The following is a 13,525-nucleotide window of genomic DNA, read 5'->3' as shown; positions in this document are numbered from 1 at the left end:
AACGCAGTTGTCCTCATGAGTCGAGATAAACCAATACTTCTGATCATGTACAGCTAATCAAGCAGACATCAAAGCTTGCCCGACCTGGATCAAAGCGGTCCTGTTGAAAGGATTTCCACCCCGATTCTTCCCTGGGCAACCTCACGCAACGCTATAACCGTAGGCTTGTCGCGCGCAGGCTCCACCATTGGTGTTCCTCCAATCGAAAGCTGCCGCGCTCGAATGGTTGCCACCAGCGTCATGTCAAAACGGTTGGGAATTCTTTTTAAACAATCGTCAACGGTAATACGAGCCATGGTCTTGCCCCTACTTATAGAAATGGAAGTATAGAATGCGTATGTGAATAACGGCAACCTTTATCGGTACATATGTACCGAGCAACAAGATGACCTGATGTATTCCCCGGCTCTCGCATCATAAACCCGGTGATCAGCCTAGCTGGGTAAGAAGGGAATGATGCCGGGCCAGCTGCTTCACCACACTCAGGCGTTCGGCCTGCACGATGCATTTCAAATCATGCAACGCATGGTCGAGCATGTCATTGAGAATAACATAATCGTACTCTCCCACATGACTGATCTCGTCACGAGCCGAAGCCAGGCGCTGACTGATCACTTCAGGGCTATCCTGAGCCCGGTTTCTCAAACGCTCTTCCAATACCTCGAGCGATGGCGGCAGGACAAAGATCGCCACTGATGCTGGAAAAACCCGCCGTACTTGCCGGGCGCCCTGGCTGTCAATTTCCAACAGGATGTCACGTCCCACGCTTAAGGCGTCATTGATCCATGTTTTCGAGGTGCCGTATAAGTTTCCGTAAACCTGAGCGCTTTCCAGGAACTCCCCCTGCTTCAGCCTCTGCTCGAAAGCTTCACGACTGACAAAGTGGTAATCACGTCCGTCGACTTCTTCGGGGCGTGGCGGCCGCGTGGTGTATGAAACCGACAGGCTGAGATCCACCGCGCTTTGAAGCAGTGCTCGAACCAGACTGGTTTTTCCCGCCCCTGATGGGGCGCTGATGATATATAAACTACCCGGCGTCGCGGTCATAATGAAATTCGCCCAAAATCCCCGCACAGCGCCGGCTTACGTCTTTCTCTTTCGGGCTTAGGCCGGTTAGGGCGCACGCAGGCTGGGAGGACTGAAGTGTAACAGCTTCGGGCGCACTCGACGAACCTCAACTAATGAGAGTTTACCCAATGGACAATATCCTGAGCGGTCATTGCTCCTGCCTGTCGCGCTATTTCTTGCCCGCCTTTAAACAGGATCAGGGTCGGGATACTGCGAACGTTATATTGCGCCCCCAGCGCTTGCTCGTTTTCTGTGTTCACTTTGGCCAAGCGAACGCGCGGCTCCAGCATGGCCGCGGCTCGCACATAGGCTGGAGCCATCATTTTGCACGGTCCGCACCACGGAGCCCAGAAATCGACCAGGACCGGTATATCGTGGCGATCAAGGTATTTCGTAAAATTGCTTGCGGTCAATTCCACTGGGTGGCCGGTGAATAACGGCTGATGACAGTGGCCGCAGTTCGGGCGCTGGTCGAGTCTGCTGGCGGGCACGCGGTTAACCGCGTGGCAGTGCGGGCAGACAAGGTGAAGGGAATCGGTCATGAGTGTTCCTTATCTGGATGTAATTAACAAGCAGATGGGGACGAGGATACGCCTCTTCAAGCTTTATCATGCTGTAGCAAGTCCACTAGGCCCAACACCATCTCCTAAAACCCTGTTTCGACCCTTCGCTTTGAATTCAGCTGAGGGCTACTCAAGCTTGCATCTGAATCCGAACTATAGGGCTACAAAGCGCATGAACGCTGGCGTTTCCACATCAATTATTCTCTATGGGTACACACTTGGGTACACATCCAATTGCCTTGATCGCTGGCTATGCCATATAAAACATGCAGAGGGTCGCTATAAACGCCCAGATGAGTATTCCTGCAGGAATGCGCCAGCAACTCTTTCTGGGCGTCGGCGAGTTCACGATTCCTCATCTTCTGCATTCTGGTATTGAATCTATCGCTACTAATGTTTATCGAGCGACTTCGAACTCTGCCACGACAGATTTAATAAAGGCGTTATCCCTCATCCGGATACCTTATAAATTCACGACGCGAACGTCCCGTAACGGCAACGACTGAAATTGCAGACGTCTGCACTCGCCCGTCTAAGCGCATCACGATGTCGAAGCCTTGACACCCAGCTTTGGAATGCCACCAGAAAGAAAATCTGGAGTTTTGTGCTATAGATAGATCAGGAAGTGGCTGGGAAGTGGCTGTAGTAGTCCTTCAAAGAGAATTGGAACTATAGAAATATTTGTTTAAACCTATAGGAGAGAAAGCATGGAGATCGACGTGGTTTGTCTGTCATCCGCCTTCATGCAGCCAGTCGCCAGCAGCGACTCACATCTTGACTGCGTCCCGCGGCGCGTCCGTCCCGGCCCGGGTGACTGACGACACCCAGTCACCTTGATAGGGCTTTGTCCACCATCGAGGATTCATCATGACCCAGCGCATCGAGTATCAGAAGCAATCACCCGAGCTGTTCAATAAATTCGTCGAGTTCAGCACGGCCCTAAGGCACTCCGCGATCGAGGAGTCGATTCATGATCTGGTGAATATCAGGGCATCGCAAATCAACGGCTGCGCGTTCTGCTTGGACATGCACGTCAAGGAAGCCACGATCCATGGTGAACGACCGCTCCGTCTGCACCATATCGCGATTTGGCGCGAGTCCACACTGTTCGTTCCGCGCGAGCGCGCCGCGTTGGCATGACTGAAATCCTGACCCAGCTCCCCGCCCACGGCGTACCGGATGACGTCTACGAGCATGTTCGGACACAGCTGTCCGAGAAGGAATTGTCCGACCTGACCTTCCTGGTGATGTCGATCAACGCCTGGAATCGCGTCAACGTGGGCTTCCAGGCAGTGCCCGGCACGTACGACAAGGAATTGGGCTTGGACAAATCCCGTCTGTGCTGATCATGCATCGGCGCGACTGCGGGAGGGTACGTCGTCGCGCCGAACTCACCCACGGCCCATCGGCCGCTCAGGCCAGCAACGAGGAACAAGCCATGACTATTTTCAGAACTCTCGCCGTGCTGCTGTTGTTGGCAGCCGGTACTGCTGGCGCAGAGCAGGCGCCAATATCGGCGCGCGTGACGCCGTCGATGACCAAGGCGCTGGGCGATTATCCGGGCAAGGAAACCCTGATGCTCACCGTTGAATATCCGCCTGGCGCCGTCGACCCCGTGCATCGCCACAATGCGCATGGGGTTTCATCTACTGCTGGAGGGTTCGATTGTGATGAGCGTGCAGGGCGGAGAGCCGGTGACGCTGACAGCCGGCCAGACCTTCTACGAAGGCCCGAACGATGTGCACACCATCGGTCGCAACGCCAGCCTCACCAAGCCCGCGAAGTTTCTGGTCTTTCTGTTAAAGAACAGCGACGAGCCTGTTCTTACGCCGACGCACTGACGCCCACACGGCTTCAGTCGACCACCGCTGCGACTATCCATGACAGCGTGTGCGTAAACCTTTGGCCTTGCTGGCTCTAATTCCAGCCACCGTAATCCTTATTTAGCAAAAAATTCTTTCTGTACTACAGTCAAATTGGGCCTTGTATATAAACATGCAACTATTTAACCTGCCTGGCAGGAAACCGGAGGATGTGAATAGCGATCAGGGCAACCAGTTCACGCGCATGAGGTTGTGCAGGCCTTCAGGAACAGGGGGGCAAGTTCCGCATGGCCGGGGTATGGAGGAACAAAGTGTTCGTCGAGCGCCTGTGGAAGTCGGTGAAGTAAGAGCAGGTGTATTTGCATGCCTGTGACTCAGCCGCTGAAGCTAGAGCATCAAATCATGCAATACTTGGATTGGTACAACCGGATCTAGGCCCTCATTCGAGATTAGGCAGGGAAACATCTGATGAGACCTATGCCGGGTGCTGCCGGGCGGTTGAACTGGCAGCGCGAGAATCAGCGAATATTCCACCTACAAACGTGGGCCCCTGTTCAAACGAGTAGGACCAGCTCCATTGATTTGTCTTCTCACACACAATTCTAAACCACTATACGCTTAGAAGGAGCAATGCATATGTCTGCAAAACCAATGTTGTTGCTGGCATTCCTCATAACCGGCGCTCTGATCATAACCCGTCCCGTGATGGCGCAGGAGACTGTCACTCCGCTCATATCGAAGGATCTGGCAGGAGTTTCCGGCAAGGAAGTTGAGATGTACACCGTGGACTTTCCGCCGGGCTATTCGAGCCCTGTCCACCGCCACAATGCCCAGGTGTTTCTTTACGTACTGGAAGGTTCCATCGTGACGCAGGTGAAAGGCGGAAAAGAAATCACGCTGGTGCCAGGCCAGAGCTATTATGAAGATCCCAACGATATTCACACCGTTTCCCGGAACGCAAGTAGAACAAAGCCAGCAAAATTCCTTGTTTTCCTAATTAAGGAAAAAGGTGCTCCATCTCTAGTACTAGAAAAGTAAAGGCCCGCTTTGAGTTGCACCGATGGGTTAGAGCGGTCGACCTGTGGTCAGAAAAAATTTCATACGGGGCGTCAGAAGTTCTTCGTGTAGTACGTCCGACAGAATGCACACGATTCTCAAGGCTTGCGGGGCTGGATCGGGCTGCGTTGAGAGAGTTTTAACTTGGCCGGATGCTCCCGAGAACAGACGGCCTGGTCGACTCCACGCACGGCACCCTCAGCTTTCCATAATTGACCGTAAAAGGTTCTGCGATGAACATCATAAAAGGCGCTGCGGTACAAATCAGCCCTGTGCTTTACAGCCGCGAAGGCACGGTGGGCAAAGTCGTACAGAAGATTATCGAGCTTGGCCGCCAAAGCGTCCAGTTCGCCACGTTCCCAGAGGCGGTGGTACCGTACTACCCCTATTTCTCCTTTGTACAGCGGCCATTCGAGATGGAGACGGAATACCTCCGATTACTTGACCAAGCAGTGACCGTACCCTCGACCGCTACTCGCGCCATCGGTGAAGCTTGTAGGCAAGCCGGGATGGTGGTATCCATTGGCGTAAATGAGCGCGATGGTGGCACCCTCTATAACGCACAGTTGCTGTTCAATGCTGACGGATCCTTGATTCAGCGCCGCCGCAAGATTTCCCCGACCTACCATGAACGCATGATCTGGGGGCAGGGCGACGGTTCCGGACTGCGGGTTGTCGACAGCGCAGTCGGTCGCATCGGTCAACTGGCTTGCTGGGAACATTACAACCCGCTCGCCCGCTACGCATTGATGGCTGATAGCGAGCAAATTCATTCCGCGATGTATCCCGGATCGTTCGGGGGCGACATCTTCTCCGAACAGACCCAGGTGAACATCCGCCAACACGCACTTGAGTCCGGCTGCTTCGTTGTCAACGCCACCGCTTGGTTGAATGCCGATCAACAGGCTCAAATTATGCAGGACACGGGGTGCCCCATCGGCCCGATCTCTAGTGGCTGCTTTACGGCGATCGTCTCCCCGCAAGGCGAATTGATGGGTGAGCCCCTGCGCTCCGGTGAAGGCGTGGTGATCGCCGATCTTGATTTCTCCTTGATCGATAAGCGCAAGGGAAAAATGGATTCGCGCGGCCACTATAGTCGCCCGGAACTCCTCAGCCTGTTGATTGATCGCACGCCCGTTGCTCATATCGAAGAGCGCAACGCTCACCGTATTGCTGTTGCCGAGGAAGGCGATGATCATTGCGCCGTAACCGCGGGAGAACGACGATGACAACTGACAGCCCGCAAGAAATCCCCTTCCAGGGCGCCCGCATCAGATTCGACAGCAAGAAATGTTTTGACGAAGTCGTGCGCGCATTGCTGGCCGACGTCGGAGGAAAACCACTGATGATCGACGACCTTCCTGCAAAGTTTGAAAGCTGGGAGTCGTACAAGGCGGAAGTGGAGTCTCATGCGGGCCCCAGTGGCTTTATCCTATTCGCCGTGATGAATCATGGTGCCTGGATAAAGAAAGTCGGCATTCAAAAGAAGGTAGTGCGCTTCATAATCGGAAACCCAGTGCTAGCCATCACTATGTTGCGGCATGATTTGACGGCGGGTCTTTTCGCGCCGGTGGAACTCATCGTGATTGAAGAGGACCAGGATCAAAGCAGCCTGACATATGTAAGGCCCTCATCGCTAATGGCCGTCGAGACAAATGAACCACTGCTCGCGGCCGCCAGGGAACTTGATGCGAAGCTCCAGGCGTTGGCCGCAAAGGTGACGATGGCGTAGGCTGACCAGCCTCCTGTCACAACTGATCCTAGGGACCCTGAACAAGTCTCCCCAGTAGTAAAATATGAGCATTTATTGATGCGCCAGCGAGCGGGTGCTCTGCCAGGTTCGGCAAACCGAGCCTTACCGGACTCCTTTCCGGACGCTGACGTTGCTATTTACCCCACTAGCATCCGCATTGCTCAGCGACGGATCGGCGAGCATACGTTCTAATCATCTTTGATCGTTCATATCCCGCGCGAATAAATTCTCCAGCTGTGTCGAGTTTGGCCGTTAATTATCCATGAACAACTGGGCCTGCCATCGAGACTCCGGCTCAGAGGGCTGTACTAAATATCTATTTTTCGTCGACGGGGACCCCTTTCGTACGGTAATGCGCTTTACCTTCTCGAATTAGGCCCGGATTTCCGCGGCTACCTGACCGAACTCCCTGCCATCAGCACACACCGCGGTACCGATGGGAAATCCATTGAAAGGCAATTGGGTATCTACACGGCATAATAAATCAGATCAAGGACCACAGTTCTAGTTTGTCTTTTTTTGCAACAGAGCCCGATGAGGTAAGAAATGGACGTTACCGACGGTGTCGAAAATCAGCTCATCAGGCTTCAGGATATATCCGGTTTTCTGGAAGCGGACAGTCTCGACGACAGTCTTTTACAGCTCGCGGAAAAGACGGCTAAAATCCTGCAAGCTCAACATTGTTCGATCATGCTTTTGAATGAAGGCGACCCTGAAAATCCGCGCATGAGAGTTTGTGGCAGTTATGGCCCGCTGGCAGCAGCTGCATACAAGGAATCGGTGCGTAAGGGAGAGGGTATTGCCGGGCATGTAGTTGCCACGGGAAAATCCCTTTTTATCGAGAACATACACGAATCGCGGTTCGCCGGCGGGGCACGCCGCGCCAACGATTCACCTAAGAGCCTGTTGTGCTCACCAATAAGAATCGATGCCGGGATTGTGGGCGTGGTCAACGTGACGGATTGCGAAAACGGAAAATCATTCAGGCCGGGTGACCTGAATTTGCTGGATGTCGTCGCCATGTTTATTGGTAAATCGATTCAGACATTGCAACTTCAGAGTATTCTGAATTCCCGTTTCGCACAGATGGCGCTCATACAGGAGGCGCAACAAAACATCGGCAGCCCATTGACAAGCGTTTTGCATAACCCCGATCAAATAGCAAAAATCGTGGCCAAATCCTTCTATAAGGAAATGACACGCACGGGCTTCGGCTCAAGCCAGATAATTAATGTGGCGTCAGACATCATTTCCCAGTTAAATAGCAATTTGCAGCGGCATAGTAAACGGATTGGGCGGAGAGGAAAGGGGGCTCCGGAATCCGAGGAGCACGCCTCCCCATCGTCCATTAAGGAATCGTCTCCGAGCCCATAGATGTTCAGTAGAGGGTCGTGCTGGAACCCGAGGACGCAATGGTTCTGAGTGAAATGTCACTCAAGATTCTGCACCTGCTCCCGCATCTGCTCAATCAGGACTTTTAGCTCAACGCACATTTTCGACACTTCTGCGTCCACCGATTTTGACCCGATCGTGTTAGCTTCGCGATTAAGCTCTTGCATCAGGAAATCAAGCCGCTTGCCGATTGCGCCCCCTTTGCTTAATACCCGTTCTACTTCGTCCAGGTGAGTCTGAAGGCGCGACAATTCCTCGTCTACGTCAATTTTGCTGGCAAATAATGTCAATTCCTGGCGAATGCGGTCGTCATCGCAACTAATCATGGCTTCGCACAGCCGAGCCTTGAGCTTTTCCTGAAACGCCGTGATCAAGACGGGAATACGCGGAACTGCTTCGGCCGCCAGACGGCGTATCCGCGCCAATCGTTCAAGCAGTATGAGCTTGAGTTTCTCACCCTCTCGCGCCCGCGCTGCCGCCAGCTCGTCCAAACCAGTGCCCAGCAACTCCATGCACGGACCGGACAGGTCTGCCACAGGCAGCGCTGCGGAGCCCAGCATTCCCGGCCAGCGGAGAACATCCGCCACATCGAGGCTACCGGCATCAGGCAGGGTTGCCCGAACGACCTGATTCAACTTCAAAAGCTTATGCAATAAATCGCTGTTGATATGCTGGAGATTTTCGGTGCTGACAGATGATAAAAAGTTTACACGGCACTCGATCTTTCCTCGATTCAACCGGGCTACCAGCAACTCACGCATTGAGCCTTCCAACATCCGGAGTTCGTCCGGCAGGCGGAACTGGATGTCGAGATAGCGGTTGTTGAGGGAACGCAGCTCCAGATTCAGGGAACCCTGAGGCAACTCCCTGGTGACTACGGCATAGCCGGTCATGCTGTAGATCGCGGCTAACTCATTCACTGGCAGGTCCTTAATGCGGTAAAATAATATCCAGGGGGATTATCGCATATCGAATGCCCTGGGTTTGCAAAACGGATTCTTATCTTGACGTTGCACAACGCTGGCGCTCAGCGGCGTCGGCGATGGCGATGGCGAGTTTTCAGCCTCCTTGCACGGCGAGATACGCCGCGTTTTTATCCTCCAAGATCGATCAAATATCATGCGCCCAAGCAATCGTGCCCCAGCGGAACTTCGCCCAGTCAAAGTCACGCGGCACTACACCAAGCATGCGGAAGGCTCCGTGCTCATAGAGTGCGGCGACACCAGGATACTCTGCACGGCCAGCATTGATGAAAAAGTGCCTCCATTTCTCCGCGACAAGAGACAGGGCTGGCTTACTGCGGAGTACGGCATGCTGCCTCGTTCCACCGGCGAACGGATGCAGCGCGAGGCGGCCAAGGGCAAGCAGTCTGGCCGCACCATGGAGATTCAACGCCTGATCGGACGAGCGCTGCGTTCGGTAATGGATCTCAGTAAACTGGGAGAGCGCACGATCCAGGTCGACTGCGATGTGATCCAGGCCGATGGAGGTACCCGCACAGCCAGCATTACCGGTGCGTTTGTTGCGGTGCATGATGCAGTTGAAACGCTGTTGCGTCGACAAGTGCTTGAAGCGACCCCCATACGCGCTCATGTTGCCGCTGTATCGGTAGGCGTATATGAGGGCGTGCCGGTGCTCGACCTGGATTACCTTGAGGACTCACGCTGCGATACAGACATGAATGTGGTGATGAATGGTGACCTCGGCCTCGTGGAAATGCAGGGTACTGCAGAAGGCGCTGCGTTCAGCCGGGAGGAATTGGACGACATGGTGGACCTGGCGCAGCAGGGAATACGGGAACTGATTCGGATTCAGAAAGCGGCACTAGCCGGATGAGAGCATCCGATTTGCAGAAACTTGTCATCGCCAGTAATAATACTGGCAAAATTCGTGAAATCAGCCACTTGCTGGGACCGCTGGGGTTCGAGGTGTTGCCGCAATCAGACTTCAAGGTCCCTGAGGTCGACGAACCCCATCGCACTTTTATCGAAAATGCCATCGTCAAGGCCCGTCACGCGTGTGAACGGACCGGCCTACGTTCTTTGGCCGACGATTCCGGCATCTGCGTGAATGCTCTGAATGGTGAGCCAGGGGTCCTGTCGGCGCGGTATGCAGGCGAACCAAAATCGGACGAGCGCAACAACCGCAAACTCATCGACGCACTTGCAAATCTAGCTGACCGCAGGGCGCACTATTATTGCGTCATTGTGTTGCTGCGCAACGCGGATGACCCTCAACCGGTCATCGCGGACGGCATCTGGCACGGCCAAATCGTTTCGGATAGGCGTGGCGAAGGCGGATTCGGTTACGATCCTTATTTTTTTCTTCCCGATCTGGGGAAAACCGCAGCGGAACTTCCGATGGATCAGAAAAATCGAATCAGTCATCGAGGGCAAGCGCTGGCACGACTCCTGGCGCGACTCGCGGAAAACGCTTTTTGAGTAAAAGAATAAGGAGCCGATACTTATTGCTGGTTGAAGCCACTGCTCCTTTTATGTCTTCTTGTTATCTCCGGGTTGGATCATGACGACCACTATTTCCCCCGCGCTCATAATGGGCTCCCAAGCGCCGAGGCTAGGGTCTTTACCACCGCTGAGTCTCTACATCCATATTCCCTGGTGTGTTAAAAAATGCCCCTATTGCGATTTCAACTCTCATGAAGTGCGCCCCGAGGGGAAGGACATGCCCGAGGCTGAGTATGTCGCCGCACTTGTCCACGATCTAGAAACAGCGGTGCCCCAAGTATGGGGACGCCAGGTAGTCAGCGTATTCTTTGGCGGCGGCACGCCTAGCCTGTTTAGGGCCCAATCCATCGAAACCATCCTCTCCGCTGTAAGGGCGTTGCTTCCGCTTGAGCTTCTCGCGGAGGTCACGCTCGAAGCCAATCCGGGAACCTTCGAAATGCAGAAGTTCGCGGATTTCCGCGCTGCAGGGATCAATCGCCTATCAGTTGGAATCCAGAGTTTCAATCGCGCGCATCTTCGATCGCTGGGGCGCATACACGACGATAACGATGCCCGCCGAGCGATCGAGATTGCTCAAAGAAATTTTGACAATGTGAATCTGGATCTGATGTATGGATTGCCGGATCAGACGCTGGAGGACGCGCGCAAGGACATCGAGACTGCCGTCGCAAGCGGTGTTACACATATCTCTGCCTATCATTTGACGCTGGAGCCCAATACATTATTTCACCGCTATCCGCCGCCGCTGCCCGATGACGATCTCGCGGCTGAAATGCAGCTTATGATCGAGCAAACGCTGGCGAGTGGCGGGTACGGGAACTACGAGACTTCCGCTTTCGCTCAGCCAGGACAGGAAGCCCGCCATAATATGAACTACTGGCTATTTGGTGATTATCTGGGAATAGGTGCGGGGGCGCACAGTAAAATAAGCTACCGCGACAAGATCCTGCGTCAGATACGCTATAGGCAACCGAAAGAATATCTTGAGAATACGCTTGCGCGTACCGTCGATGCGGGTCCGGCTCTCATGGAACAACATGAAGTCGGGCGCAATGACAGGGCATTTGAATTCATGATGAACGCGCTACGCCTCACAGGAGGCTTTACCACAGAAACATTTGTGGAGCGCACCGGGCTTCCCATCACCAGCATTCAGCGCCAACTTGACGAGGCAGAAAACCGGGAACTCATTACGCGCGATTACCAACGCGTCGTGCCCACCCTCCTCGGCAGGCGTTTCCTGAACGACCTGCTGCAAATCTTCTTGCCGGAAAAAAGAAAGGAATAAGGATGCACTCCCCTACTCATTTCCTCACTTTTTCCTAAATACCACATCCCATACACCGTGCCCCAATCGCAAACCGCGCTGTTCAAATTTGGTTAAAGGCCGGTACGCCGGGCGGGGCGCATAATCAATGGCGGTGTTGACGAGCTGCGTTTCATCTGCGAAGACCGCCAGTATCTGCTCGGCATACTCTTGCCAGTCGGTCGCGGCATGAATATAACCGCCGGGCTTCAGATGACGGCATAGCAGAGCAACGAATGCCGGCTGTATCAGCCGCCGTTTGTGGTGCCGCGCCTTGGGCCACGGGTCGGGAAAAAAAATATGAACGCCAGCCAGAGACTCAGGCGGCAGACCGTGCTGCAGCAACTGGACGACGTCACGCTGAAGGACGCGAATATTGGTTAACCCGAGTTCTTTTGTCTGCTTGAGCAGGCTGCCGACGCCGGGCGAATGGACTTCAACGGCAAGGTAGTCATGCTGCGGATGCTCTCTTGCGATAGCGGCGGTCGTTTCCCCCATTCCGAAACCGATCTCCAGAAAAGTGGGAGCGCTTCTGCCGAAGATATGCTCAAAATCGAGCAGGCCTGTTCTAAACGAAATGCCGTATTCCGGCATCAATGTTTCCAAGGCTTTGCGCTGAGCATTGGAGACGCGGCCCTGGCGAAGGACAAAGCTACGGATGGGGCGATGCTCTGTCATCGTGGGATGCGCGGGGAATAGGGGGGAGAAACAGGGCGACTAGACTGACTCGTCTTTGTCTGCGTGAGGACCACTGGGGGCGATTGTCCCGTCTACTGGCGAACTGGGGCTCGCGCTGTACAGCTTCTTCGGCATGCGGCCCGCCAGATAGGCTTCGCGGCCTGCCTCTACCGCTTTCTTCATGGCCGAAGCCATCAGTACCGGATTTCGCGCCGCAGCAATGGCGGTGTTCATCAGCACGCCATCGCAGCCGAGCTCCATTGCGATAGCTGCATCCGAAGCTGTGCCGACACCGGCATCGACAATGATAGGGACGGAAGCGTTTTCAATGATGATTCGCAAGTTCCAGGGATTCAAAATGCCCATGCCGGAACCGATCAGGGACGCGAGAGGCATTATCGCCACGCAGCCGATTTCTTCCAGTTGTTTCGCGGCGATAGGATCGTCCGAGGTATAAACCATTACATGGAAGCCTTCCTTGATCAGGATTTCCGCCGCCTTGATGGTTTCCAGCATGTTTGGATAGAGCGTCCTAGGGTCCCCCAGAACTTCCAGCTTTACAAGCGTGTGACCATCCAGCAACTCGCGTGCGAGACGTAAGGTACGCACTGCGTCCTCCACCGTGTAGCAGCCGGCTGTATTCGGCAATAAGGTGTATTGAGAGGGCGGCAGCACATCCAGGAGATTGGGCTCAGCGGGATTTTGGCCCAGATTTGTTCTGCGGATAGCCACGGTGACGATTTCGGCACCGCTGGCGTCAACCGCCGCGCGAGTCTCGGAGAAGTCCTTGTACTTCCCGGTTCCTACCAGGAGCCGGGAAGAATACGCCTTGCCTGCTACGATGAGGTCGTCCAAAACTGTTTCCGCCCCCTTATCCGCCACCGACCGCTACGACAATTTCCAGGCTGTCGCCGTCAACAAGCATCGGCTGACTAAACTTGCTACGCGGAATAATTTCACCGTTGCGCTCGACCGCGATGCGCTTGCCTTGCAATCCCATGTGTTCCAGCAACTGGGTAATATTCAATACCCCTCCACTAGAATCGTGGTGCTGCGCGCCCCCCCCCTCGCCGGCGGGAAAGCATCGAGATTGACCGTTGACAATGAGCTGTATCATTTAAAATCCAGCGAAGACGGCGACGTTACTGGCGAAGCTGGCATGGTCGGCTTTAAAACAGTCTGATCAGAAGATGAATTATACGCGGGCACAAGTCTAATAGTCGAGGATCCGGCCTCTTTCCGCCTGCATTCTGCGCACCGTGTGAAGAGACGCGTTTGAGCTGCACGGGGTAACGGCTCAGCCCAATCTTCGGTATTTCGTCGTATAATCTGCCCGAATCGCGGGTGTAGCTCAATGGCAGAGCAGAAGCTTCCCAAGCTTACGACGAGGGTTCGATTCCCTTCACCCGCTCCATCTTGTC

17 protein-coding genes and 1 tRNA gene are annotated in these 13,525 nt (G+C 54.4%); 11 read left to right on the top strand and 7 right to left on the bottom strand.

The genetic code is table 11. The annotated features are described in order from the left end of the window. Positions 1–89 precede the first annotated feature (89 nt). The 3 genes from rpoZ to trxC all read right to left on the bottom strand — a co-directional run bounded on the left by rpoZ (position 90) and on the right by trxC (position 1,610). Positions 90–296, bottom strand: a complete 207-nt coding sequence (gene rpoZ / locus R5L00_RS07930; RefSeq protein WP_107694513.1) for a DNA-directed RNA polymerase subunit omega — start codon at positions 294–296, stop codon at positions 90–92. Between the two features lie 133 nt (positions 297–429). Further along, positions 430–1,047 (bottom strand): guanylate kinase, encoded by a 618-nt coding sequence (gene gmk, locus R5L00_RS07925; RefSeq protein WP_107694512.1) that lies wholly within the window; start codon positions 1,045–1,047, stop codon positions 430–432. 131 nt (positions 1,048–1,178) lie between these two features. Then, positions 1,179–1,610: a thioredoxin TrxC gene (gene trxC / locus R5L00_RS07920; protein WP_107694511.1), complete on the bottom strand. Its 432-nt coding sequence runs from the start codon at positions 1,608–1,610 to the stop codon at positions 1,179–1,181. Between the two features lie 888 nt (positions 1,611–2,498). Here trxC and R5L00_RS07915 point away from each other — a divergent pair. The 7 genes from R5L00_RS07915 to R5L00_RS07885 all read left to right on the top strand — a co-directional run bounded on the left by R5L00_RS07915 (position 2,499) and on the right by R5L00_RS07885 (position 7,637). After that, complete coding sequence (locus R5L00_RS07915; RefSeq protein WP_317654092.1) at positions 2,499–2,771, top strand: carboxymuconolactone decarboxylase family protein; 273 nt, start codon at positions 2,499–2,501, stop codon at positions 2,769–2,771. Then, the gene (locus tag R5L00_RS07910; protein ID WP_317654091.1) at positions 2,768–2,977 is read left to right on the top strand and encodes a hypothetical protein; all 210 of its coding nucleotides are present in this window, start codon (positions 2,768–2,770) and stop codon (positions 2,975–2,977) included. The genes R5L00_RS07915 and R5L00_RS07910 overlap by 4 nt, the downstream gene beginning before the upstream one ends. A 240-nt stretch (positions 2,978–3,217) precedes the next feature. Then, positions 3,218–3,472 (top strand): cupin domain-containing protein, encoded by a 255-nt coding sequence (locus tag R5L00_RS07905; RefSeq protein WP_317654089.1) that lies wholly within the window; start codon positions 3,218–3,220, stop codon positions 3,470–3,472. Positions 3,473–4,084: 612 nt separating this feature from the next. Further along, positions 4,085–4,492, top strand: coding sequence for a cupin domain-containing protein (locus R5L00_RS07900; protein WP_107694510.1), 408 nt, complete (start codon positions 4,085–4,087; stop codon positions 4,490–4,492). A gap of 251 nt (positions 4,493–4,743) precedes the next feature. Then, entirely contained in the window at positions 4,744–5,739 is a 996-nt protein-coding gene (locus R5L00_RS07895; RefSeq protein ID WP_317654086.1) for a nitrilase-related carbon-nitrogen hydrolase, read from the top strand. Next, entirely contained in the window at positions 5,736–6,242 is a 507-nt protein-coding gene (locus R5L00_RS07890) for a DUF302 domain-containing protein (protein WP_317654085.1), read from the top strand. Before R5L00_RS07895 ends, R5L00_RS07890 begins: the two co-directional genes overlap by 4 nt. Positions 6,243–6,809: 567 nt before the next feature. After that, entirely contained in the window at positions 6,810–7,637 is an 828-nt protein-coding gene (locus R5L00_RS07885) for a GAF domain-containing protein (protein WP_317654084.1), read from the top strand. A 56-nt stretch (positions 7,638–7,693) separates the two neighbouring features. Here R5L00_RS07885 and R5L00_RS07880 read toward each other — a convergent pair whose 3' ends face one another. After that, positions 7,694–8,548 carry a YicC/YloC family endoribonuclease gene (locus R5L00_RS07880; protein ID WP_317654145.1) on the bottom strand — a complete coding sequence of 285 codons (855 nt, stop codon included), beginning with the start codon at positions 8,546–8,548 and terminating at the stop codon, positions 7,694–7,696. A gap of 226 nt (positions 8,549–8,774) precedes the next feature. Between R5L00_RS07880 and rph the strand changes: the two genes are divergently transcribed. The 3 genes from rph to hemW all read left to right on the top strand — a co-directional run bounded on the left by rph (position 8,775) and on the right by hemW (position 11,408). Beyond that, complete coding sequence (gene rph / locus R5L00_RS07875) at positions 8,775–9,491, top strand: ribonuclease PH (protein WP_317654083.1); 717 nt, start codon at positions 8,775–8,777, stop codon at positions 9,489–9,491. Further along, positions 9,488–10,096: an RdgB/HAM1 family non-canonical purine NTP pyrophosphatase gene (rdgB, locus tag R5L00_RS07870; protein ID WP_317654082.1), complete on the top strand. Its 609-nt coding sequence runs from the start codon at positions 9,488–9,490 to the stop codon at positions 10,094–10,096. The genes rph and rdgB overlap by 4 nt, the downstream gene beginning before the upstream one ends. A gap of 82 nt (positions 10,097–10,178) precedes the next feature. Continuing rightward, the gene (gene hemW / locus R5L00_RS07865) at positions 10,179–11,408 is read left to right on the top strand and encodes a radical SAM family heme chaperone HemW (RefSeq protein WP_317654081.1); all 1,230 of its coding nucleotides are present in this window, start codon (positions 10,179–10,181) and stop codon (positions 11,406–11,408) included. Between the two features lie 24 nt (positions 11,409–11,432). Here hemW and trmB read toward each other — a convergent pair whose 3' ends face one another. Genes trmB through thiS form a run of 3 tightly spaced genes read right to left on the bottom strand, consistent with a single transcriptional unit; the run spans position 11,433 to position 13,221 of the window. Then, complete coding sequence (trmB, locus tag R5L00_RS07860) at positions 11,433–12,104, bottom strand: tRNA (guanosine(46)-N7)-methyltransferase TrmB (RefSeq protein WP_317654079.1); 672 nt, start codon at positions 12,102–12,104, stop codon at positions 11,433–11,435. Positions 12,105–12,143: 39 nt separating this feature from the next. After that, positions 12,144–12,959, bottom strand: coding sequence for a thiazole synthase (locus tag R5L00_RS07855; RefSeq protein ID WP_317654077.1), 816 nt, complete (start codon positions 12,957–12,959; stop codon positions 12,144–12,146). A gap of 16 nt (positions 12,960–12,975) precedes the next feature. Continuing rightward, positions 12,976–13,221, bottom strand: a complete 246-nt coding sequence (gene thiS, locus R5L00_RS07850; protein WP_317654076.1) for a sulfur carrier protein ThiS — start codon at positions 13,219–13,221, stop codon at positions 12,976–12,978. A 223-nt stretch (positions 13,222–13,444) separates the two neighbouring features. Here thiS and R5L00_RS07845 point away from each other — a divergent pair. Then, positions 13,445–13,518, top strand: a tRNA-Gly gene (locus R5L00_RS07845). The last annotated feature ends 7 nt before the right edge of the window (positions 13,519–13,525 follow it).

Origin of the sequence: Nitrosospira sp. Is2 (genome assembly GCF_033095785.1) — a bacterium.
Lineage (GTDB): Bacteria > Pseudomonadota > Gammaproteobacteria > Burkholderiales > Nitrosomonadaceae > Nitrosospira.
Note: the sequence above shows the minus strand (reverse complement) of the source record. Positions and strands in the feature narration are given on the sequence as shown.

What these genes read in the sequence shown, in the direction of transcription:
- rpoZ (WP_107694513.1), bottom strand. Translation starts at nt 296, where the DNA reads ATGGCTCGTATTACCGTTGACGATTGTTTAAAAAGAATTCCCAACCGT.
- gmk (WP_107694512.1), bottom strand. Translation starts at nt 1,047, where the DNA reads ATGACCGCGACGCCGGGTAGTTTATATATCATCAGCGCCCCATCAGGG.
- trxC (WP_107694511.1), bottom strand. Translation starts at nt 1,610, where the DNA reads ATGACCGATTCCCTTCACCTTGTCTGCCCGCACTGCCACGCGGTTAAC.
- R5L00_RS07915 (WP_317654092.1), top strand. Translation starts at nt 2,499, where the DNA reads ATGACCCAGCGCATCGAGTATCAGAAGCAATCACCCGAGCTGTTCAAT.
- R5L00_RS07910 (WP_317654091.1), top strand. Translation starts at nt 2,768, where the DNA reads ATGACTGAAATCCTGACCCAGCTCCCCGCCCACGGCGTACCGGATGAC.
- R5L00_RS07900 (WP_107694510.1), top strand. Translation starts at nt 4,085, where the DNA reads ATGCATATGTCTGCAAAACCAATGTTGTTGCTGGCATTCCTCATAACC.
- R5L00_RS07895 (WP_317654086.1), top strand. Translation starts at nt 4,744, where the DNA reads ATGAACATCATAAAAGGCGCTGCGGTACAAATCAGCCCTGTGCTTTAC.
- R5L00_RS07890 (WP_317654085.1), top strand. Translation starts at nt 5,736, where the DNA reads ATGACAACTGACAGCCCGCAAGAAATCCCCTTCCAGGGCGCCCGCATC.
- R5L00_RS07885 (WP_317654084.1), top strand. Translation starts at nt 6,810, where the DNA reads ATGGACGTTACCGACGGTGTCGAAAATCAGCTCATCAGGCTTCAGGAT.
- R5L00_RS07880 (WP_317654145.1), bottom strand. Translation starts at nt 8,548, where the DNA reads ATGACCGGCTATGCCGTAGTCACCAGGGAGTTGCCTCAGGGTTCCCTG.
- rph (WP_317654083.1), top strand. Translation starts at nt 8,775, where the DNA reads ATGCGCCCAAGCAATCGTGCCCCAGCGGAACTTCGCCCAGTCAAAGTC.
- rdgB (WP_317654082.1), top strand. Translation starts at nt 9,488, where the DNA reads ATGAGAGCATCCGATTTGCAGAAACTTGTCATCGCCAGTAATAATACT.
- hemW (WP_317654081.1), top strand. Translation starts at nt 10,179, where the DNA reads ATGACGACCACTATTTCCCCCGCGCTCATAATGGGCTCCCAAGCGCCG.
- trmB (WP_317654079.1), bottom strand. Translation starts at nt 12,104, where the DNA reads ATGACAGAGCATCGCCCCATCCGTAGCTTTGTCCTTCGCCAGGGCCGC.
- thiS (WP_317654076.1), bottom strand. Translation starts at nt 13,221, where the DNA reads ATGATACAGCTCATTGTCAACGGTCAATCTCGATGCTTTCCCGCCGGC.